Source organism: Arthrobacter sp. FW306-2-2C-D06B, from assembly GCF_021789175.1.
Taxonomy (GTDB): Bacteria; Actinomycetota; Actinomycetes; order Actinomycetales; family Micrococcaceae; genus Arthrobacter.
Genome location: NZ_CP084560.1, coordinates 2,834,415 through 2,854,377, shown reverse-complemented (window position 1 = coordinate 2,854,377; position 19,963 = coordinate 2,834,415). Strand labels below are relative to the sequence as shown.

Genomic DNA, 19,963 nt, shown 5'->3' with positions numbered 1-19,963 from the left:
AACAGTTTTTGAAAGATGAACCACAAAGAAGTGAGGTGTATGCGAAAGATGACCGCCAGGACCGCAGGTTTCGTGGGACTCGGGCTCATGGGCTTTCCCATGGCTGCCAATCTGCTCGGCAACGGCTGGGAGGTGACTGCATGGAACCGTTCCGTCGAAGCGCTCGCCGAGTTGGAGAAGCTCGGCGGAAAACGTTCGGAGTCGGTTGCCGGACTCCGGGACCAACCCGTCATCATTTTCATGCTTCCGGATCTCTCCTACATCCAGGATGCCGCAGCGCCGCTCCTCGACTCCTGGCGCTCGGACGCGCCGCTTGAGGGAACCCTGGTCGTCATCATGAGCAGCGTGTCCCCGACCGCGGTGCAGGAATTCGGCCGGACGGTCCATAGCGCAAGTGGCGGGAACGCCGTCGTCATCGACGCCCCGGTCAGCGGGGGCACCAAAGGTGCGCAGGACGGCACATTGGCCATCATGGTGGGAGCCGGCGAAGAAGACTTCGAGCGCTCGCTTCACGTGCTCCAATCCATGGGCACCACCGTCCGCCGCATGGGCAACCTGGGTGCCGGTTCGCTGGCGAAGGCCTGCAACCAGCTGATCGTCGGGACCACGACGGCGGCGCTCGCGGAAGCCGCCGAACTCGCCGAACGCTCGGGCATGGATGCATCTGCCCTCTTCGACGTCCTGGCCGGCGGACTCGCCGGAAGCCGGGTCCTCGAGATTGTCGGCCCACGCCTGGCAGCCAAGGACTACGCGCCCACAGGTCCCGCGAAGTTCATGCACAAGGACCTCAAGTTCGTGCTCGAAAGCGCCGAAGCGGCCGGTGCCGCCGTCCCGATGGCGACTGCCGGCGTCGAACTCTACCGCGAACTGATTGATCAGGGCCTTGGCGACCAGGACCTCGCCGTCGTCCGCCAGGCCATCGCCAACCTCAGCGACTCTTCCCTAAGCCCTCTGAACTAAGTAAGGAAACAACCATGAGTGGACTCTTCGATCTCACCGGGCGCGTTGCGCTCGTGACCGGATCCAGCCGCGGCATCGGAAACGCGCTGGCCCGCGGACTGGCCGACGCCGGTGCCACCGTTGTCCTCAACGGCATCAACACGGAGCGGCTCAAGGGCGCGGAAGCCGCTATGGCGGCGGACTTCGGGCCCGGCCGCATCCACAGCTGTGCGTTCGACGTCACCAGCGATGCTGGGGCGGCCCGCGGCGTTGCCTGGGTCGAGGAGAACGTCGGCCCCCTCGATATCCTCGTCAACAACGCGGGAATCCAGCACCGAGTCCCGATGTTGGACCTCGATGTGAAGGACTGGGAGCGGGTCATCACCACCGACCTGACGAGCGCCTTCCTCGTGGGACGTGAAGCCGCCCGCCACATGATCCCGCGGGGCCGCGGCAAAATCATCAACATCTGCTCTGTGCAGACTGACCTGGCACGCCCCACGATCGCCCCCTATGTCGCCGCCAAGGGCGGCCTGCGCAACCTGACCCGCGCCATGACCGCCGAATGGGCGGCCTCCGGTCTTCAGATCAACGGCATCGCTCCGGGTTACATCCACACTGAGATGACGCAGAACCTCGTGGACGATCCCGACTTCAACTCCTGGATCCTGGGCCGGACGCCGGCGCACCGATGGGGCACCGTGGCGGATCTCGCCGGTCCGGCGGTCTGGCTTGCCTCCGAGGCTTCGAACTTCGTCAACGGCCAGACGATCTTCGTCGACGGCGGAATGACGGTGGTCGTCTAATGAGCGGTTTCCAGCTTCCCCAGTCTTCACCCGCCGTCGTGGCGCACGCCGCCGGCGACCTTCGCATCGAGGACATAGCCCTCGTTGTTCCCACCCCTGACCAGGCCGTCGTGGAGATCGCCTACGGCGGCATCTGCGGCTCGGACCTGCACTACTGGCTCCATGGCGCGGCGGGGGAATCGATCCTCAAGGCTCCCATGGTGCTCGGTCATGAAATCGTCGGCACGGTTGTCCAGCAGGCCGCCGATGGCAGCGGCCCGGCAGCCGGAACCGCCGTCGCCGTCCACCCCGCCACCCCCGCCCCGGGTGCGGCCAGGTATCCGGAAGACCGGCCCAACCTCTCCCCGGGCTGCACCTACCTCGGCAGTGCGGCGAGGTACCCGCACACTGACGGCGCCTTCAGCCGCTACGCGACCCTGCCGTCCCGCATGCTCCGGGCCCTTCCGGCCACGCTGGACTTGCGCACTGCGGCGCTCGTGGAGCCGGCCAGCGTTGCCTGGCACGCCGTCTCCCGCGCAGGTGACGTGGCCGGAAAGACGGCGTTGGTGATCGGGAGCGGTCCGATCGGCGCGCTGGCAGTAGCTGTCCTCAAGCGCGCGGGGGCGAGCCGGATCGTGGCCGTCGACATGCATGACAAGCCTCTTGAGATAGCCCGTGCAGTAGGCGCCGACGAAGTTCTCAAAGGCGATGACGCCGAGGCAATCGCCGCAGTGGAAGCCGACGTCGTCATCGAGTCCTCCGGCAGCCACTTCGGACTGGCATCGGCCATCAAGGGCGCAGTGCGCGGCGGGAAGGTGGTCATGGTCGGGCTGCTGCCCTCGGGACCGCAGCCGGTCTTCATTTCGCTTGCCATTACCCGCGAGCTCGAACTGCTCGGTTCCTTCCGTTTCAACGACGAGATCGACGACGTCATTGCGGCGCTCGCGGACGGTTCGCTCTACGTGGACCCGGTAGTGACGCACGAATTCACGCTGGACCGCGGCCTCGAGGCCTTCGAGGTGGCCAGGAACTCCGCCGAATCCGGGAAGGTCTTGCTGAACTTCCAGCCTGTGGCCTAGCCTTCGTCCGATCTGGCGATCAGCCCATCAGTCGGGCGGCGCCCGCGCTCAGCCGTCAGCGCCGCTCGACTGGAACAAATACCCGTGGCTGGCCTTCCCAGCCCGGTGACAGGTCCGCGATGGTCTCCCGCATGATGTTGGAGGAGGCCTCGCGGGCTTTGTCGCCGTCCCCGTCCAGGATGCCTTGGGCTACATCCAGATGCCATTGCAGGGCCGCTTCCTTCGGATGTTCCGGCATGAGGCCGTGGACTGTCCGGCCGGTCAGTGTCTCCGTGACCTGCCCGATCAGGTTCGCGAACATTTCATTGCCGGAACCGGAGAGCACCAGGGCGTGAAAGCGGATGTCGAGGTCCAGGAAGGTGGGCATGTCGCCCGCACGGCCTGCTTCCCGCATGGCCAGGGAGATCTCCACCAGTTCGCTGCGCAAGGACTCCGGGGCGTTTTCCGCGGCCAGTTCTGCCGCTACGGGCTCGACGGCGGAGCGGAGTTCGGCGAGGGAGCGCAGCTGTGCGCCGCGGCCTTCTCCGGCCAGCCGCCAGCGGATGACGAGCGGATCGAAGGGATTCCAGCGGTGCGCGGGAAGGACCCGGATGCCAACTCGCTTGATGGTTTCCACCAGTCCCAGAGACTGCAGTACCCTGACGGCCTCACGTACCACCGACCGCGACACCTTGAGTTCCTCCTCAAGGTGCTCAGCCAACATGACGTGACCGGTGGGGAGCTTACCGCCGACGATCCGGGTACCCAGGTGCTCGACAGCGCGGTAGTGGAGACTGGTTGACATAGTCGTAAGCATAGTGGCGTTGACCGCTCCGCCACCGGAAGCCCGGACGCCGGCGAACTCCCCACAGTACGAGCTCGCAACATAGACTCTTTTGTGACGCGGACGTTTCCAAAACGTGGGCGCAACTTTCCCAGACGTGGTCAGAATACGTATGGTTTATTCCAGCTACTGCTCTAGAAAGCGTTTCCTCGCTCCTAGCAGGACTCGATGCACAAGAATGAATTGGAGTTTTGATGTCAGCACACATCGGTGTCACCGGCCTCGCGGTGATGGGCGCCAATCTGGCCCGCAACCTGGCCCGCAATGGCTTCACTGTTGCCCTCCACAACCGTTCCGTCGAGAAGACCGACGCCCTGCTCGCCAAGCACGGCACGGACGGCGACTTTATCCGCACGGAAACCCTCCAGGAGCTCGTGGACTCCCTTGAGAAACCCCGCCGCGTCTTGATCATGGTGAAGGCCGGCAAGCCGGTTGACGCCGTCATCGACCAGCTCGTTCCCTTGCTGGAGCCCGGCGACATCGTGATCGACGCCGGTAACTCGCACTACGAGGACACCCGTCGTCGCGAATCCGCGCTGGCCGAGAAGGACCTGCACTTCGTGGGCGTCGGTGTTTCCGGCGGCGAAGAGGGCGCCCTCAACGGACCTTCCATCATGCCCGGTGGTTCCAAGGAGTCCTACGACGCCTTGGGCCCGCTGCTCGAAAAGATCGCCGCCAAGGTTGACGGCAAACCGTGCTGCGCCTGGATCGGCACCGACGGCGCCGGACACTTCGTCAAGATGGTCCACAACGGCATCGAGTACGCCGACATGCAGGTCATCGGCGAAGCCTTCGATCTCCTGCGCTCCGGCGCCGGCATCGAGCCGGCCGAGCAGTCCAAGATCTTCGCCGAATGGAACAAGGGCGAGCTCGCTTCCTTCCTGATCGAAATCTCCGCAGAGGTCCTGGGCCACGTTGACGCCAAGACGGGCAAGCCGTTCGTCGACATCGTCGTGGACGCTGCCGGCCAGAAGGGCACCGGCCGCTGGACGGTCATCTCCGCCCTCGAGCTCGGCTCTCCGGTTTCAGGTATCGCAGAGTCCGTCTTCGCGCGCGCCCTGTCTTCCCAGGCAGAACAGCGTAGGCTGGGCCAGGAGTTGCTCGCCGGCGAGGAAATCGCCGTCGAGATCCCCGAGAACTTCGTCGAGGACGTCCGCCAGGCTCTCTACGCCTCCAAGCTGGTTTCCTACGCCCAGGGCCTGGACATGCTGACCTCCGCCGCGAAGGAATACGGCTGGGACCTCAAGCTCAATGAAATCGCTTCGCTGTGGCGCGGCGGCTGCATCATCCGCGCCGAGCTGCTCAAGGAAATCACCAACGCCTACGCAGCCGAGGAGAAGCCGGCCAACCTGCTGTTCGCCCCGGCCTTCACCAAGGCAATCGCCGGTGCGCTGCCGGCATGGCGCCGCGTGGTGGCAACGGCTGTCCAGCTGGGCATCCCGGTTCCCGTGTTCTCCTCGTCGTTGGCCTACTACGACGGACTTCGCCGCAAGCGCCTCGCCGCAGCAGTCATCCAGGGCCAGCGCGACCTCTTCGGTGCGCACACCTACGGCCGCGTCGACGCCGAGGGCACTTTCCACACCCTGTGGGGCGAAGACAAGTCCGAGATCTCGGCAGTCGACACCCACTAAGGACCATGCTGCCCCGTTTCTTGGGGCAGGCCCTTTCGGTTCAAGTCAAAGGCCGGTGCTTCCGCGTTACTGTGGAGGCGCCGGCCTTTGCCGTAGGTACGTCCTGAAGGAAAACACCACCCGTAACACGAGGAGTAGTCCATGCCGCAACGCGTCGCATTTGTCACAGGTGCGTCAACCGGAATCGGTTTCGAAGCCGCCATCAAGCTCAGCAAGGCAGGAATGGTCGTGTACGCGGGGGCACGGCGGGTCGAGAAGATGGAGCCGCTCAAAGCCCACGGAATCAAGGTGTTGTCCCTGGACGTCACCGAGGATGACTCGATGAAGGCTGCGGTGGAGCTTGTCCTGGCCGAGCAAGGACGCATCGACATACTGGTCAACAATGCCGGATACGGGTCCTACGGTTCTTTGGAAGAGGTTCCGCTGGAGGAGGGCCGGCGCCAGTTCGAGGTAAACGTCTTCGGTCTCGCCCGGATGTCCCAGCTGGTGATTCCCGTGATGCGTGCCGCGGCTTCCGGCAGGATCATCAACGTGTCCTCGATCGGCGGCAAAATGTATGAACCCTTGGGCGCTTGGTACCACGCAACAAAATTCGCCGTCGAGGGCCTCAGTGACTCGCTACGCCTCGAGCTGAAGCCGCATGGCATCGACGTCGCAATCATCGAGCCCGCCGGAACCGACACGGAATGGGGCACGATCGCAGGGGAGAGCCTGCTGGCGGTGTCCGGACAGGGACCCTACCGGGACCAGGCGGGCGTCGTCGCCGCCGCTTTGGCGTCGACGTCGGGAACCGCGCTGTCGACGCACCCGCGCACCGTGGCGGGTGCTATCGTCCATGCGGCGACTTCGCGACGGCCCAGGACCCGCTACCCGGTGGGCAGGGGAGCCTGGACCATTCTGGCTTTGCGGAGGGTGCTTCCCGACCGGGCCTTCGACACAGTTTTCTGGAACGCCTACAAACGGTTTTCCGGCTAGATCCGGTACTCGATGTAGTACTCGGCGGGATCGACGGCAGGTTTCGTTTCGCTCTTGGCATCACGGTGCCGCCACGTTGCGGGAACACCGGTGATGATCGACTCAGGCGGTGCGTCCTTGACCACGACGGCGTTGGCGCCTATCGCGCTGTCGGCGCCAATGGTGATGGGACCTAGGACCTTGGCCCCTGCTCCGATGGTGACGCGATCTCCGATGGTGGGGTGGCGCTTGACCTTGGCCAAGGAACGGCCGCCCAGCGTCACGCCGTGGTAGATCATGACGTCTTCGCCGATCTCGGCGGTCTCACCGATCACCACGCCCATGCCGTGGTCAATGAAGAACCTGCGGCCGATGGTCGCGCCGGGGTGGATCTCGATGCCGGTCAGGAAGCGGGCAAGCTGCGAAATGAGCCGTGCCGGGAACCGCAGCTCGGGGTTTTGCCACAATTTGTGCGTCAGGCGGTGCGCCCAGATGGCATGCAGGCCGGAGTAGGCAAAAAAGTTCTCAAAGGAGCCTCGGGCCGCCGGGTCATGTGACCGGGCGGCCTCGAGGTCCTCCATAAGTCTTGCGAAGAAGCTCACAAAGACCTTTCTACAGGAAATGAAAGAAAGCGGTTGCGCGGGGTCCGCAATCAGCCGCGAATGTCGTCAAAAAGCACCGTGGAGATGTAACGTTCGCCGAAGTCGGGAACGATCGCCACGATGAGCTTGTCCTTGTTCTCAGGACGCTTCGCGAGCTCCAGCGCACCCCAGACGGCCGCGCCGGCCGAGATGCCGCCCAGGATGCCTTCCTTGGTGCCGAGGGCGCGTGCGGTGGCGACGGAGTCCTCGAGGGTTGCGTCGAGAACCTCGTCGTAGACGTTGGTGTCCAGGATTTCCGGAATGAAGTTCGCGCCAAGGCCCTGGATCTTGTGCGGGCCGGGGGCGCCGCCGTTCAGGATGGGGGAGTCCTTGGGCTCGACGGCCACGATCTGGATTTCGGGCTTGCGCTCCTTCAGGACCTGTCCGACGCCGGTGATGGTGCCTCCGGTGCCGACGCCGCCGACGAAGATGTCCACGCCACCGTCGGTGTCTGCCCAGATTTCCTCGGCCGTGGTGGTGCGGTGGATCTCCGGGTTTGCCTCGTTGGCGAACTGCTGGGCCCAGACGGAGTTCTCGGTGTTGGCCACGATTTCCTGGGCCTTCTCGACGGCACCGCGCATGCCTTCCGATCCGGGGGTGAGGACAATCTCTGCACCGTAGGCGCGCAGCATGACGCGGCGCTCGGTGGACATGGTTTCCGGCATGGTCAGGATGACCTTGTAACCACGCGCAGCGCCAACGAGGGCCAGAGCGATTCCGGTGTTGCCGGAGGTTCCCTCGACGATGGTGCCGCCCGGCTTCAGCGCACCGGACTTCTCGGCGGCGTCGACGATCGCGACGCCGATACGGTCCTTGACGCTATTGGCGGGGTTGTAGAACTCCAGCTTCACGGCGACCGTGGCGTCCAAGCCTTCGGTGAGCCTGTTCAAGCGGACCAGGGGGGTTCCGCCGATCAGCTGGGTGACGTCGTCGTAGATCCGTGCCATGTAATCATGCCTATTCTCTGAATTCGCTGAAATAGCTACTGCTGAGGTCAGCCTAACGAGCGGTGCTACACGCTGCTACGCGCGGAGCCACGAAGAGTAATATTTCCGGGCCTTGGCGAGCTTCGGGTTGATGATCACCTGGCAATAGCCTTGCTCCGGGAACTTGCCGTAGTAGTCCTGGTGGATGGACTCCGCTTCGTAGAATTCCGGCAACCTGCTGACCTCGGTCACAATCGGCTTGGACCACAGTTCCTGGTTCCGCAGGATGGCTTCCTCGAAGAGGATCTTTTCTTCCGTGGTGGTGTAGAACATCGAGGAACGGTACTGGGTTCCGACGTCGTAGCCCTGGCGGTTGAGCGTGGTGGGATCATGCAGTGCAAAGAACATGTCAAGGATGATGTCCGCCGGAATGATGTCCTCGTCGAAAGTCACGGCGACGACCTCCGCGTGGCCCGTCATTCCGGAGCAGACATCGTAATAGTCAGGGTTGCGGATGTGCCCGCCCGTGTAGCCGGAAACTACGGAACTGACGCCCTTGGTCTTCTGATAGACGGCGTCGAGGCACCAGAAGCAGCCTCCACCAAGTACAAAAGTTTTCATGATCTCTTCAATGGCTGGGAGTCCCGGATGATTCCCGCACAACCTTACGGGACTGTGACGGCGCAGACCCGGCCAGTGGCAACAATCTCGAACAGCCCGGTTCCCGCAGGCGCGACTTGGCCGCCGGATGCGCAAGAATGTAATGCATGGAAGCTGTGAACACCGCGGTGGCAGATACAGGATCCGGCGAAGAACCGGAGAATGGTGCAGCCGGAACTCCAAGAGCCAGCACCCCTACGCTGGGTCAGGTCCTATTGGCAGTGGAGGAGCTCTGGCCGGAATCGCTCGCCGAGGAATGGGACGAGGTAGGGCTCGTGGTCGGGCGGCCCACCGCCACCGTCACCAAGGTCCTGTTCGCTGTGGATCCGACCCTCGCCGCCATTGAAGAAGCCATCGAATGGGGTGCTGAGCTCCTCGTAACGCACCATCCTTTGCTGCTCAAGGGCGTCACCTCCGTTGCCGCCACCACCGCCAAGGGCCTTGCTGTCCATCGGCTCATTGAGTCAGGTACCGGGCTGCTGACCGTCCACACGAACGGGGACTCCGCCGTCGGGGGCGTTTCCGATGTCCTGGCCGACGCGTTCGGGCTGGACAACGTTGTGCCCCTGGCTCCTGCGGCCCACGGCCTGCCGGAAGAGGGCATCGGCCGGGTCGGCGACCTGCCCGAACTCATGACCCTGGGAGATTTCGCCGCCCGGGTGTTCGAGATCCTGCCCTCAGTGGCCGGCGGCGTGCGCGTCGCCGGGGACAAGGATGGGCTCGTGCGCCGTGTGGCCGTCTGCGGGGGAGCCGGAGACAGTCTCTTCGACGCCGTCCGCGCCAGCCAGGCAGACATCTACGTCACCGCGGATATGCGGCACCACCCTGCATCCGAGGCCCGCGAAGCTGCCGTTGACGGCAGGCCGTACCTCGTTGACGTGTCGCATTTCGCTAGCGAGTGGCTGTGGCTGCCCGCGGCGGCCGAAGCGCTCGGCAACGTACTCGCTGACCAGGGTCACGACGTCGAGATCCGGGTGGCTTCCACCAACAGCGATCCCTGGGACTTCATTCTGACTCCGGGCTAAGCGAGGCAGGGGAGCGCCCCAGGCGATAGAGTCGAGACAAACAGGCCCAAGGCCTGGCTGGGTCTGAATATCACCCCGGCACGATCAAGCGGAGGTAAGCGTGGCCAAGGCAGCACCGGCGGAACAGTTGAAATTGCTCGAACTGCAGGGGTTGGATGCGAAGCTCAAATCCTTGGCGAACCGCCGCCGCACTTTGGAGACAGACCCCCGCATCACCGATCTCCAGGACGCCCTCAGCGTGGCCAACGGTGCGCTCGGAACCGCGAAACTTGCTGTCCACGACGCCGAAACTGAGCTGCGCAGGTCAGAGGCCGACGTCGAGCAAGTGGCTAGCCGCATTGAGCGGGACGAAGCCAGGTTGAACAGCGGTACCGGACTTTCCAAGGATCTCGTTGCGCTGCAGAGCGATATCGCCTCCCTTAATAAGCGACGTTCGGACCTCGAAGATGTCGAGCTGGAAATCCTGGAACGCCTGGACGGACTCAGGGAGCGTCAAGCGGCGCAACAGCAGATCGTCGATGACATCCAGGGTTCCTTCTCCGGGATCCGTGCCGAGCTGGACGCCGCGATCGCCGAGATTGTTGCCGAAGAGACGCAAGTACGCGCCCAGCGGACCGGCTTCGCCGAAGGGCTCGACGCCGGGATGCTGGCCATCTACGAAAAGACCCTTGCCAAGCGCGGGGTGGGGGCAGCCAGGCTTTTCCACGGGAAGTCCGAAGGCTCGGGAATGACGCTCAGCCCCGGCGACCTCGCCGAGGTCAAGGCCGCTGCCGAAGACGAGATCGTGTTCTGCCCCGATTCCGGCTGCATCCTGGTGCGCTCCGCCGAGTGGAACTAACCGCCTGTTTCCCACCCATCTAGCTCGCAGTTAATGTCGTTTTCGCGGCTGAAAACGACAACAACTGCGAGCTAGTTGGGGAGGATGATGCTGAGGGTGTGCGGCTTGCGCGCAGTGCCTTCCGTCAACTCCGCCGTCCACCTTTCCGAAGCGGCCTTGAGCAGCTGCTCGGGCGTTCCCGGTGCCTTGCCTCGGCGGCTCAGCAAGTGCCGGGCCAGTTCGCCGCGGGTGTGCTTGGCGAAGTGGCTAACGACGGTGCGTTTGCCGTTGGACTCGGAAAAGACGTTGACGGAGACAGTCTGCGCCGCGGGCGGAGCCCAAGCCGCGGCGTAGGTGCTGGAGCGGCAGTCCACCAGCAGCTCGCCTTCCACCCGGGCGGCGAGGGCCTGCGTGAGCTGCGGCTTCCAGAACGACGCGAGGCGCCCGACGTCGGGCAGTGCCGTTCCCATGGACAATCGGTAGGCAGGCACGCGGTCGCCGAAGCCGATGGCGCCCCACAGGGCGGACACCACGAGGACCGACTCCACCGCCTTGCGGCGCTGCGCCGGTGTGAGGGTCTTGTAGCCAAGCGCGTCGTAGAGGACACCGGAATACACCTGGTGGGCCGGGGCTGCGGGTTCGGCGTGGAGACGGGTATTCCGTTCGACGTCGTCCTTCAAGGATGCGCCCACCCCCAGGAGGGCGAGGGCGTCCTCGTGCGCGCTGACCAGGCCGAGCGCGTCGAGCACTTTGGCCCGGTAGCTGTTGAGTTCCGGAAAGCTCAGGGACTCCCATTCGACGGCGGAGCCCTTGGCAGCGGGGGTCTTGCCTTCGGAAGGGGGCAGCAGAATCAGCACCAGTCGATACTACCGGGACGGGTGCGCCGCCCGACGCCGGTAGACTGTAGGGCGGATGGGTTGACTAGGCGACCGCGCGCCACGCGAGTGGCTCGAGGAACGTCCGGGCTCCACAGGGCAGGGTGGTGGGTAACGCCCACTCGGGGTAACCCGCAGGCCAGTGCCACAGAGAACAGACCGCCCGCGTCTGCTTGTGCCAGCACAGGCAGGCAGCAGGTAAGGGTGAAACGGTGGTGTAAGAGACCACCAGCTCCTTGGGTGACCAGGGAGGCTAGGTAAACCCCACCCGGAGCAAGGCCAGACAGGGCACGATCGAGGGCTGCTCGCCCGAGTGTCCGGGTAGGCCGCTGGAGGGCGTCGGCAACGGCGTTCGTAGATGGATGGTCGCCACTCCTTCGCCGGCAACGGCGGGGGAGGACAGAACCCGGCGTATCGGTCAACCCATCCCACAGCCTTGTGTGAGTGATTTCACGCATTCCGCGGGCCAAGGCGCCCGGTACCAGACCTTAGAATGGACAGTGAACGTAGAAGTTCCACCGCCGGTTCTGCGTTCGCAGCCGGCGGTTTTTCTTTGCAACGTTCGAGGTGTCCGGGCAGACCGAAGTCCCGCCGATGCCAGCGCCGCAGGATTACTCCGGGCGGCCACCATCTACGTACGAGGACGTATGTAGCTGACCCTAGGAAGGTAGTTCTGTGAGCCAGTCATCAGATTCTTGTCTTGATACGTGGATGGGCCGCGAAGCGCTGGCCGAGGCCATGATTCCGGTGATCGGCCGGCTGTACCGTGAGAACAACGTGGTGACCAGCATCCACGGGCGCAGCCTCATCAACAAGTCGTCGATGAACATCCTGAAAGCCCACCGTTTTGCGCGCCGGATGAGCAAGGACGAACTCCTGCTCGAAGAAACCGCGCCGCTACTTAACACACTGGCCGAGCTTGAACTCGGGGCCGCTGCGATCGACATCGCCCGCCTCAACGAGAAGTACAAGGCCGAAGCCCCCGGAACGCCCCTGGAAGACTTCCTGCGCGCCGAGCTTGCCGAGGTTGTCGGGCGCCGCGGCGCGGACGACCGGACCAGCACCGACGTCGTGCTTTACGGTTTCGGCCGCATCGGCCGCCTGCTGGCGCGCCTCCTGATCGAAAAGGCCGGCGGGGGCCACGGCCTGCGCCTGCGCGCGATCGTGGTCCGCAAGGGTGCCGAGAACGACCTTGTGAAGCGCGCCAGCCTGCTGCGGCGTGACTCGGTGCACGGTTCCTTCGAAGGCACCATCCGCGTGGACGAAGCCGCCAACACGATCACGGCCAACGGTGTACAGGTCCAGGTCATCTACTCGGACAACCCCTCCACCGTCGACTACACGGCCTACGGCATCAAGGACGCCCTCGTGGTCGACAACACGGGCCGTTGGCGTGACGCCGAGGGCCTGTCCCAGCACCTGCAGAGCAAGGGCGTCGCGCGCGTGCTGCTCACGGCTCCGGGCAAGGGCGAGCTGAAGAACATCGTCCACGGCATCAACCACTCCTCCATCGAGGACACGGACACGATCGTCACCGCGGCCTCGTGCACGACGAACGCCATCACTCCCGTGCTCAAGGCACTCAACGACAAGTTCGGTGTCATCCACGGCCACGTGGAAACGGTGCACTCGTTCACGAACGACCAGAACCTGATCGACAACTTCCACAAGGGTGACCGCCGCGGACGCTCGGCCGCCCTGAACATGGTCATCACCGAGACAGGCGCGGCCAAGGCCGTGGCGAAGGCCCTTCCGGAACTGCAGGGCAAGCTGACCGGCAATGCGATCCGCGTTCCCACCCCGGACGTGTCGATGGCAATCCTCAACCTGAACCTTGAAAAGGGAACCACGAAGGAGGAAGTCAACAACTACCTTCGCGAAATGTCCCTGCACTCGGAGCTGCGGAAGCAGATCGACTTCATCGACTCACCCGAGGTCGTCTCCACGGACTTCGTCGGCTCCCGCCGTGCCGGCATCGTGGACGGTCTGGCCACCATCGCCACCGACAAGCACCTCGTGGTCTACGTCTGGTACGACAACGAATTCGGCTACTCCTGCCAGGTAGTGCGCGTCATGGAAGAAATGGCCGGCGTGAACCCGCCATCGTTCCCGGCACGCAGCATCGCTGTCGACGTTGAGCCCAAGGCAACGTTGGAGCCCGCCGCCGTCTAGCAGCCTCTGGTCAGGGCCAGGAAGACACACGGGTTTCCCGGCTGATGCGCTGGTATCGGCCGGGAAACCTGACCAGAATGGACGCATGGAAAGCGAAAAGATTCTGGACCACGAAACAACCTTGGAACACGCCCTGGACGTGGCGCGCGCCAACCTCAAGGAAGCCCAGCGGCTGCTCGACGAAGCCAAAGCCGCACACGCGGCGGGGGATATCTCCGAGGACAGGGTGATCCAATTGGGATCCCTTCTCGAGCTGGCGGCCGAAGACCTGAAACGCGTCACCAAGGAGCAGTAAACCGCGACTTGTCCTCCACACTGTGGATATCAGCGTCGGCTATCTGCGCCTCATCTAGTCTCAAGGGACGTATTCCTCCCCGAAAGGACGCAATCCCTTGAGTACCACCTGGGCCGCTTATCGGCGCGCCCGCCGCCAGTTCCGTCAGGCCTGGGTGCTGGTGATGCTCCTCATCGCGGGTGGACTCGCCGGCATCGGGTGGTTCTTCACCAACGGCCAGTTCGCAGTCGGCCAGGACCCGATCAATGGACCGACGGAAGCTCCCGTCTTCGATCCGAACTGGATGAAGCCGGTGGAAGCCGTTCAGCCGGTACCGGCCGGTTCGGCCGCCGATGCCTTGGAAGCGCTTCCCGTGAAGGGGCGCTCAGCCAAGGACGCCTACGACCGCAACGAATTCGGCCAGGCGCGGCTCGACGTCGACCGGAACGGCTGCGATACGAGGAACGACATCCTGAGGCGCGATCTTACGGCAACGGAGTTCACGGCAGGCTCGAAATGCAGGATCGCTTCCGGGGAACTGCGTGAGCCATACATCGGGCAGGACATCCATTTCCGCAGGGGCTCCGAAAGCAGCGCGGCCGTGCAGATCGACCATGTGGTTGCTCTCGGGGATGCCTGGCAGAAGGGCGCCCAGCAGCTCACCGCCAAACAGCGCCAAAGCCTCGCCAACGACCCCCTCAACCTCATTGCCGTTGACGGTCCCGCCAACGTGAAGAAAGGCGCGAGCGACGCCGCGAGCTGGCTCCCTGCCAACAAGGGCTTCCGCTGCCATTACGTAGCCCGTCAGGTTTCCGTCAAAGCCGCGTACCGGCTCTGGGTCACCCAGGCGGAGAAAGACGCCATAAGGCGCGTCCTGGACTCGTGCCCCGGTCAGCGGACCATCAGGGCGATGTAGCCGCCTGAGGTCGCGGGGCGGCCGCGTCAGGCGCGGTTGGCCTGAGCTGGGGGAAGCACCAGGTGACCGTGCCCGAGCTGCCAAGCGCCGCCGTCGTCGATCCTCTCCAGTACCACCCGCTGAAGCGACGTCTCCCGGGGGAGCCGATCAAGGTTGTCCATGCCGCGCTGCCGGAAGGTGAAGTAGACGGCGTCGCCCGGAGCGTCTGAGCACCGGTCCAGGGTGAACCGGCGGGCAAAAGCGGCGATGTTGCTGTGCGGCAGCTTCCGGGCCAGGTAGGGATCCAGCATCCAGGACTCGCAGATCGCCACGGAGACCGCCTTGTCCGGGAAATATCGGTCAAAGAACTCCCTGGCCTGGCTGAGGCTCGTGTCCACGAGGGCGGGGGAGAGGCCGCCATCCTCCGGGATGTGTATACCCAGCATCCAGGAGTTGCTAGCGGCGGGGCCTCCGGCCTCGCCACGGACAAGGTGGAACTGCAAGCGCCCGATCCGGAAGATGTTTCCGGCCATGTGGAGGGTCAGCCACGCCCACGTGTCCAAGCCGAATCGCCCGTGAACCCTTCGGTTGATACGAAGGTTCAGTCCCACATCGGCCAGGATCGCGGCGGAGGCTTCCGGCGGGACGCCGAGGGAAAGATGATGGCGGTGGACTACCGGTGCGAAGCGCAGGAGCGCTTCGATCCAGTCCGTTTCCGTGCAACCATCCGCCGCGGCGGACTTGCTTGGAAAGGCGCCCAGGCGGGCGTGCAGAATGGCAAGGGCTTGTTGCGTTCCTTCTCCCGGAGCTGACGCCAGCAGCGAGGCACACGCAAAAGCGTCTTCTCCATAGATGTCGAGAAGCTTGAACAATTCGTCCTGCGCGGTGCCGGTCATCGCTCAGTGTCCGAAGGGGTCCGGGTCGACACCCGGCATCCAACTCAGCCCGGGAACTCCCCAGCCGTTCTTCTTGGCCTGCTTCATGGCCTTCTTCGCGTAGCGGTCAGCCAGCCGGTCCACATAGAGCTTGCCGTCAAGGTGGTCGAATTCATGCTGCATGACCCTCGCGAACCAGCCTGTCGCTACGAAATCCACCGGGTTGCCGTAGCCGTCAAAGCCTTGGACGCGTGCCCATTCCGCCCTCTGCAGCGGGTAGTGCTCTCCCGGGAAGGACAGGCAGCCCTCGACGTCTTCCTCGGGATCGGGAAGGGCGCCGGGGATCTTGGAGAGGGTGAGAACCGGGTTCACCAGGACGCCTTCGTCCGGTGCGTCGTCGTCGTTCGCGTATTTGAAGATGAAGATCCGTTTGCCGACCCCCACCTGGGGTGCGGCCAGCCCGACGCCGTTGGCGGCTTCGTTGGTCGCGAACATGTCGGCAATCAAGGTGCGCAGCTCGTCGTCGAACTTTTCCACCTCGCTCGCCCGGCGGTGAAGCACGGGCTCGCCCCAGATGGTGACTGGCAGGACGGTCATGTCAGGTGTTCCTCTGGTTCTCGGGCCTGGAGCGGGATGGCCGAAATCGGCCGGGACAAAGCAAAGGCCGCACTGGATAACCAGTACGGCCTTTGGCTGCGATCGATAAACAACTACCGATCCCGTGAGGGTGAGCGACGGGGGTTGAACCCGCGACCTCCTGGACCACAACCAGGCGCTCTGCCAACTGAGCTACGCCCACCATGCGCCTTTTATGCTTTCGGAATGACCCGTTAGCTGCGAAGGCAACGACAAAAACTATACCCCGTCCAGGGGAGTGGTTTTGCCACTTTTGACCGTTTGGCTGAAATTTCCCGAAAACGTGCCCCAGATCACGTGCTCTCCGGAGTCTCCGCGCCGGCTGCGATCTGCTTGGAAATCTTCTGCGCCGTGGCTGTATCAGGACCGGGAGCCGGAACGAACACGGCCTCGCGGTAGTAGCGCAGTTCGTCGATGGAGTCCTTGATGTCTCCGAGGGCGCGGTGGCCGCCATGTTTGGCGGGCGACTGGAAATACGCGCGGGGGAACCATCGGCGCGAGAGCTCCTTGATGGTGCTCACGTCGATGACCCGGTAGTGGAGGTGTTCAACGATGTTGGGCATGTCCCGTGCGAGGAACATCCGGTCGGTTCCGACCGAGTTGCCGCCCAGCGGTGCCTTTTTCGGATCGGGTACCCACTTCTCGATGTACTCCAAAACGATCGCTTCGGCTTCGTCCATGGTTTTGCCGTGCGGGAGCTCGTCCAGGAGTTTCGAGCGCGTATGCATGTCGCGGACGAAGTCGTTCATCTGTTCAAGCGCGGCGTCTTCGGGTTTGATAACGACGTCGACGCCATCGCCCAGGATGTTTAGCTCCGAATCGGTGACCAAGGCCGCGACCTCGATCAGGGCGTCGTTTACCAGGTCGAGCCCGGTCATCTCACAGTCGATCCAGACGATGCGTTCATTAGTAATAGGCACCCGTCCAGCCTACCGTTCGGTCGCGTGGGAAGGGTGGCGGGGCGCTTCATTCCGCTCCAGGGCTTACCGTGGCTGGTAAACTGGGCCGTTGTCGAGCGGTTGTTGCCTGCATCGATGAGCTGGACCAATGTACGTAGGGACTGGAATATCATGACGGCAGGCGGAACGGGCGTGGGCACCTCAAATAGCCGGGATGAGGCAAAGGAACCCGCGGCGCCGTCGGAGAAGGCCGCCGCGAGTCTCTATTCCCCGGATGCCGCCCACATCGGCGCCGGCACCCCCGTCCAGATCAAGGCCTATGTGGCAATCTGGCAAGGGTTTTTTGGATCCCTGATGATCTTCGTCGGGTCGATCGGTGCCGGCTGGATCGCCAACGGATCGCCCATGTTCAGGCACCCTCTTGTCATCGCCCTGCGCACGGAGGGCTGGGGCGTGACGACCTCCACCATCTTGCTGACGGCGGGGGCCATGCTCTTGGTCAGGTCATGGTTGAGGCTCGGGCAAAGGCTCAAGGACTGGGGGCCCGGATCGCTCAGATCCGTGGTTGTCGCTGTTGCGGCGTGGGCCGCGCCCCTGATGTTTGCCGTTCCCATCTATTCGCGCGATGTGTATGCCTACACCGGCCAGGGCAGGCTGGTGCTGGAGGGCCAGAACCCCTACACCGCAGGCATTTCCTCGCTCAGCAACTGGTTTTCCCTGGGCGCCGATCCTGCCTGGGCTGAAGCCAAGACGCCCTACGGGCCCTATTTCCTGTGGCTTGCCAGGTGGGTTGTGGGCATCACCGACGCCCAGCCCGATTTTTCCGTGTTGCTCTTCCGGGTCCTTGCCACAGCGGGGGTGCTGCTCTGCGTGGTGTATGTTCCCAGGCTCGCCGAACTGCACGGGATCAATCCCGGCCGCGCGCTGTGGATCGCCGTCGCCAACCCCCTCTTTCTCATCAGCTTCGTCGCCAGCGCCCACAACGATGCCCTCATGGTGGGCCTGGCAGTGGCCGGAATGTACTTTGCAGCCACCGGGCGGCACATCACCGGCCTTCTGCTGGTCACGGCTTCCATCGGCATCAAGCCGATCACAGTACTTCTCTTGCCGTTCATAGGCCTCATGTGGGCCGGTCCGGCAGCGAGCTGGGCCCGCAAGTTCCTGTTCTGGGGCGCGACGGCGGGTATCAGCTTTGCCGTCCTGGCGGTGAGCGGAATTCCTTACAACCTTGGCTTTGGATGGGTTTGGGCCATCCTTGATCCGACGCCCGGCTACACCGGATATTCGCCTTCGGGCTTCCTGGGCCAGCAGGTCGAGGTCATCGCCAACCTCCTGGGCCTGCCCGGTTCCACCGTCGCCACGGGACTACGCACCCTTATGAAGTGGGCCGGAATCGGGCTGGTGGTGGTACTGATGTTCCGCGGCGATTATTCGCGGCTGGTGCGGCGCGCGGCCCTGGCGTTTGCCGCCGTCGTCATGCTTTCTCCGATTATCCAGCCGTGGTACATCCTGTGGTTCATCCCGCTGCTCGCGGTCACGGGCATCAGGGACGACTGGCAGATCAAGTCCCTCTACGTCGCCGTGACGTTCTTCGTCGCGTTCGGCGCGCAGGACCAGATTTCGGTCCTGTCCTTCGTGGAACTGAACGTCAAAGTGTCCTCTTTGGCCTTCCTGGTGGCCGTCGGATTCACCGTCTACCTGATGGTGTTGGACGTTCACACGCGCAGACTGCTGATCCGCTCCAGCCCTGCGCAACTGCTCCGCAGGCTTGAGCAGCGGCTCAGGCGCTCCGGATAGCGGTTCTTGCGCCGGACTTGCGGCCCAGTTCCAAGGTCCGCTGCACGGACCACCAGAGCATTAGAACTAGAAGCACGTTCCGCGTGGTCAGCACTGTTGCCATCACGGGGTTGGCATGGATCAGCGGCGTGTAGAACAACGGGTAGATCACAAAAGTCGTCATGGCGATCCCCATCAGGAGGGCGGCAGGAACCCGCCAACGGTTCCAATCGTGGGTCAGCCCGGCGATAACCACCGGCGCAAGCCAAATGATGAACTGCGGCGAACCCACCTTATTGAACACGATGAACGCGGTGGTCATCATGAGGGCGCCCTCGAGAAACAACTCTTCCGCTTCTGCACCCCGCCGAAGCGCCCAAAGCAAAAGGGCAGAGCCGGCGACGGCGGCAAGCACCAAGAGCGGCTGCATCATGAACGCCGCCACATTGGCACCCGGTCCGTACACCTCGGTGGAATTGATGGCGATGTTGTCGGCGATTTTGGAACCGCCGACGTTGAGCACGCTCAACCAGACCCAAGGGGTTGAGAACGTAGCTTCGAGTTGCATGCCGCGCTCACCCTGGTTCGTCAGGAAGTCGAGGATATGCGGGAGGCCGCCCGAAAGATAGGTGCCCAGTGCGACGGCGGCAGTTACGATGGCGCCGCACGCGATGATCCGCAGCCTGCGGGGGCTCGCGATGATGATCGGTACCAAAACGGCGGCCGGCCAGACTTTGATCCACGTGGCGATGCTGAGGAGGATGCCCGCCGCCACGGGCCGTGTGGCGGAATACAACAACGCAACCAACACGATGGGTGCCGTGATGCCCTCCACCCGGGCAAAGCTGAGGTAGCCCATGAAAGCCGTGAAGAACAGCCACCACCAGGCAGGGGCAACCCCCGTTGTCTTGCGCGGGCCGCGGGTCAAGATGAACAAGCCGGCGGCATTGAGCGCAGTGATGATCAACGTCCACACCAGCAGGTAAGGACCCGGGCCCGCGATGTTGGCCAGGAAGATCGGAATCTGGGCGAGCACCGGGTATACCCACGGGCTGATGGCTCCATGGAGATCCGCCGGGTTGTAGCCGGCCATCGCCCACTGGCGGTACTGCTCAGTGTCGCTGAACGTGTTTCCGGACAGGAAGAAACTTGCCATCCAGCCGAGGAAGTACACATGGATGGCGGCGAAACCCCACCAAACGCTGGACGGACGGCCGAACCAGGCAACAGCGGCAGGCGGCAGGGCGGCGTCGCGCACGCGGGCGAGCCCGTCAAAGAATC

At 63.9% G+C, this 19,963-nt stretch carries 20 protein-coding genes, 1 tRNA gene and 1 other RNA gene; 12 read left to right on the top strand and 10 right to left on the bottom strand.

Annotated elements, in window-relative coordinates:
* The first annotated feature begins 48 nt into the window (after positions 1 to 48).
* The 3 genes from LFT47_RS13295 to LFT47_RS13285 are packed head-to-tail and all read left to right on the top strand — an operon-like array spanning position 49 to position 2,803.
* Positions 49 to 960 (top strand): NAD(P)-dependent oxidoreductase, encoded by a 912-nt coding sequence (locus LFT47_RS13295; RefSeq protein WP_236818567.1) that lies wholly within the window; start codon positions 49 to 51, stop codon positions 958 to 960.
* 14 nt (positions 961 to 974) lie between these two features.
* A complete protein-coding gene (locus tag LFT47_RS13290) occupies positions 975 to 1,745 on the top strand; it encodes an SDR family oxidoreductase (RefSeq protein WP_236811481.1) in 771 nt (256 codons plus the stop codon).
* Positions 1,745 to 2,803: an L-idonate 5-dehydrogenase gene (locus LFT47_RS13285; RefSeq protein WP_236811480.1), complete on the top strand. Its 1,059-nt coding sequence runs from the start codon at positions 1,745 to 1,747 to the stop codon at positions 2,801 to 2,803. Before LFT47_RS13290 ends, LFT47_RS13285 begins: the two co-directional genes overlap by 1 nt.
* Before the next feature lie 55 nt (positions 2,804 to 2,858).
* On the opposite strand, the gene LFT47_RS13280 is transcribed toward LFT47_RS13285, so the two are convergent.
* Positions 2,859 to 3,587 (bottom strand): FadR/GntR family transcriptional regulator, encoded by a 729-nt coding sequence (locus tag LFT47_RS13280; RefSeq protein ID WP_236811477.1) that lies wholly within the window; start codon positions 3,585 to 3,587, stop codon positions 2,859 to 2,861.
* Positions 3,588 to 3,820: 233 nt separating this feature from the next.
* On the opposite strand from LFT47_RS13280, the gene gndA reads away from it, so the two are divergent.
* Both gndA and LFT47_RS13270 read left to right on the top strand, forming a co-directional pair.
* The gene (gene gndA / locus LFT47_RS13275; protein WP_236811475.1) at positions 3,821 to 5,257 is read left to right on the top strand and encodes an NADP-dependent phosphogluconate dehydrogenase; all 1,437 of its coding nucleotides are present in this window, start codon (positions 3,821 to 3,823) and stop codon (positions 5,255 to 5,257) included.
* 141 nt (positions 5,258 to 5,398) lie between these two features.
* Entirely contained in the window at positions 5,399 to 6,232 is an 834-nt protein-coding gene (locus LFT47_RS13270; RefSeq protein ID WP_236811474.1) for an oxidoreductase, read from the top strand.
* Here LFT47_RS13270 and epsC read toward each other — a convergent pair.
* From epsC to msrA, 3 genes are all read right to left on the bottom strand, one after another.
* Positions 6,229 to 6,813: a serine O-acetyltransferase EpsC gene (gene epsC / locus LFT47_RS13265; RefSeq protein ID WP_059387763.1), complete on the bottom strand. Its 585-nt coding sequence runs from the start codon at positions 6,811 to 6,813 to the stop codon at positions 6,229 to 6,231. The genes LFT47_RS13270 and epsC overlap by 4 nt on opposite strands.
* A gap of 50 nt (positions 6,814 to 6,863) precedes the next feature.
* On the bottom strand, positions 6,864 to 7,799 hold the full coding sequence (gene cysK, locus LFT47_RS13260) for a cysteine synthase A (protein ID WP_234749924.1): 936 nt from the start codon (positions 7,797 to 7,799) through the stop codon (positions 6,864 to 6,866).
* Positions 7,800 to 7,874: 75 nt separating this feature from the next.
* Complete coding sequence (gene msrA, locus LFT47_RS13255) at positions 7,875 to 8,399, bottom strand: peptide-methionine (S)-S-oxide reductase MsrA (RefSeq protein WP_236811473.1); 525 nt, start codon at positions 8,397 to 8,399, stop codon at positions 7,875 to 7,877.
* Positions 8,400 to 8,545: 146 nt separating this feature from the next.
* Here msrA and LFT47_RS13250 point away from each other — a divergent pair, with 146 nt between their 5' ends.
* Both LFT47_RS13250 and LFT47_RS13245 read left to right on the top strand, forming a co-directional pair.
* Complete coding sequence (locus LFT47_RS13250; RefSeq protein ID WP_236811471.1) at positions 8,546 to 9,463, top strand: Nif3-like dinuclear metal center hexameric protein; 918 nt, start codon at positions 8,546 to 8,548, stop codon at positions 9,461 to 9,463.
* Positions 9,464 to 9,563: 100 nt separating this feature from the next.
* Complete coding sequence (locus LFT47_RS13245; protein WP_236811469.1) at positions 9,564 to 10,301, top strand: zinc ribbon domain-containing protein; 738 nt, start codon at positions 9,564 to 9,566, stop codon at positions 10,299 to 10,301.
* Positions 10,302 to 10,372: 71 nt separating this feature from the next.
* Here LFT47_RS13245 and LFT47_RS13240 read toward each other — a convergent pair whose 3' ends face one another.
* On the bottom strand, positions 10,373 to 11,137 hold the full coding sequence (locus LFT47_RS13240; protein WP_236811467.1) for a YaaA family protein: 765 nt from the start codon (positions 11,135 to 11,137) through the stop codon (positions 10,373 to 10,375).
* 56 nt (positions 11,138 to 11,193) lie between these two features.
* Here LFT47_RS13240 and rnpB point away from each other — a divergent pair.
* The 4 genes from rnpB (at position 11,194) to LFT47_RS13220 (ending at position 14,517) form a co-directional block, all read left to right on the top strand.
* Positions 11,194 to 11,585, top strand: an RNA gene (gene rnpB / locus LFT47_RS13235) — RNase P RNA component class A.
* A 281-nt stretch (positions 11,586 to 11,866) separates the two neighbouring features.
* Positions 11,867 to 13,327: a glyceraldehyde-3-phosphate dehydrogenase gene (locus LFT47_RS13230; RefSeq protein ID WP_236818566.1), complete on the top strand. Its 1,461-nt coding sequence runs from the start codon at positions 11,867 to 11,869 to the stop codon at positions 13,325 to 13,327.
* A gap of 85 nt (positions 13,328 to 13,412) precedes the next feature.
* Positions 13,413 to 13,622 carry a hypothetical protein gene (locus LFT47_RS13225; RefSeq protein WP_236811458.1) on the top strand — a complete coding sequence of 70 codons (210 nt, stop codon included), beginning with the start codon at positions 13,413 to 13,415 and terminating at the stop codon, positions 13,620 to 13,622.
* A 97-nt stretch (positions 13,623 to 13,719) separates the two neighbouring features.
* A complete protein-coding gene (locus LFT47_RS13220; RefSeq protein ID WP_236811456.1) occupies positions 13,720 to 14,517 on the top strand; it encodes an HNH endonuclease family protein in 798 nt (265 codons plus the stop codon).
* A gap of 26 nt (positions 14,518 to 14,543) precedes the next feature.
* On the opposite strand, the gene LFT47_RS13215 is transcribed toward LFT47_RS13220, so the two are convergent.
* The 4 genes from LFT47_RS13215 to orn form a co-directional block, all read right to left on the bottom strand.
* Positions 14,544 to 15,392 carry an acyltransferase domain-containing protein gene (locus LFT47_RS13215; RefSeq protein ID WP_236811453.1) on the bottom strand — a complete coding sequence of 283 codons (849 nt, stop codon included), beginning with the start codon at positions 15,390 to 15,392 and terminating at the stop codon, positions 14,544 to 14,546.
* A 3-nt stretch (positions 15,393 to 15,395) separates the two neighbouring features.
* A complete protein-coding gene (def, locus tag LFT47_RS13210; protein WP_236811452.1) occupies positions 15,396 to 15,968 on the bottom strand; it encodes a peptide deformylase in 573 nt (190 codons plus the stop codon).
* A 129-nt stretch (positions 15,969 to 16,097) separates the two neighbouring features.
* A tRNA-His gene (locus LFT47_RS13205) sits at positions 16,098 to 16,170 on the bottom strand.
* A gap of 130 nt (positions 16,171 to 16,300) precedes the next feature.
* The gene (gene orn, locus LFT47_RS13200) at positions 16,301 to 16,885 is read right to left on the bottom strand and encodes an oligoribonuclease (RefSeq protein ID WP_236818565.1); all 585 of its coding nucleotides are present in this window, start codon (positions 16,883 to 16,885) and stop codon (positions 16,301 to 16,303) included.
* 192 nt (positions 16,886 to 17,077) lie between these two features.
* Between orn and mptB the strand changes: the two genes are divergently transcribed.
* Positions 17,078 to 18,703, top strand: a complete 1,626-nt coding sequence (mptB, locus tag LFT47_RS13195) for a polyprenol phosphomannose-dependent alpha 1,6 mannosyltransferase MptB (RefSeq protein ID WP_236811450.1) — start codon at positions 17,078 to 17,080, stop codon at positions 18,701 to 18,703.
* Here mptB and LFT47_RS13190 read toward each other — a convergent pair.
* The gene (locus LFT47_RS13190) at positions 18,687 to 19,940 is read right to left on the bottom strand and encodes a glycosyltransferase 87 family protein (protein ID WP_236811448.1); all 1,254 of its coding nucleotides are present in this window, start codon (positions 19,938 to 19,940) and stop codon (positions 18,687 to 18,689) included. The genes mptB and LFT47_RS13190 overlap by 17 nt on opposite strands.
* Between the last annotated feature and the right edge of the window lie 23 nt (positions 19,941 to 19,963).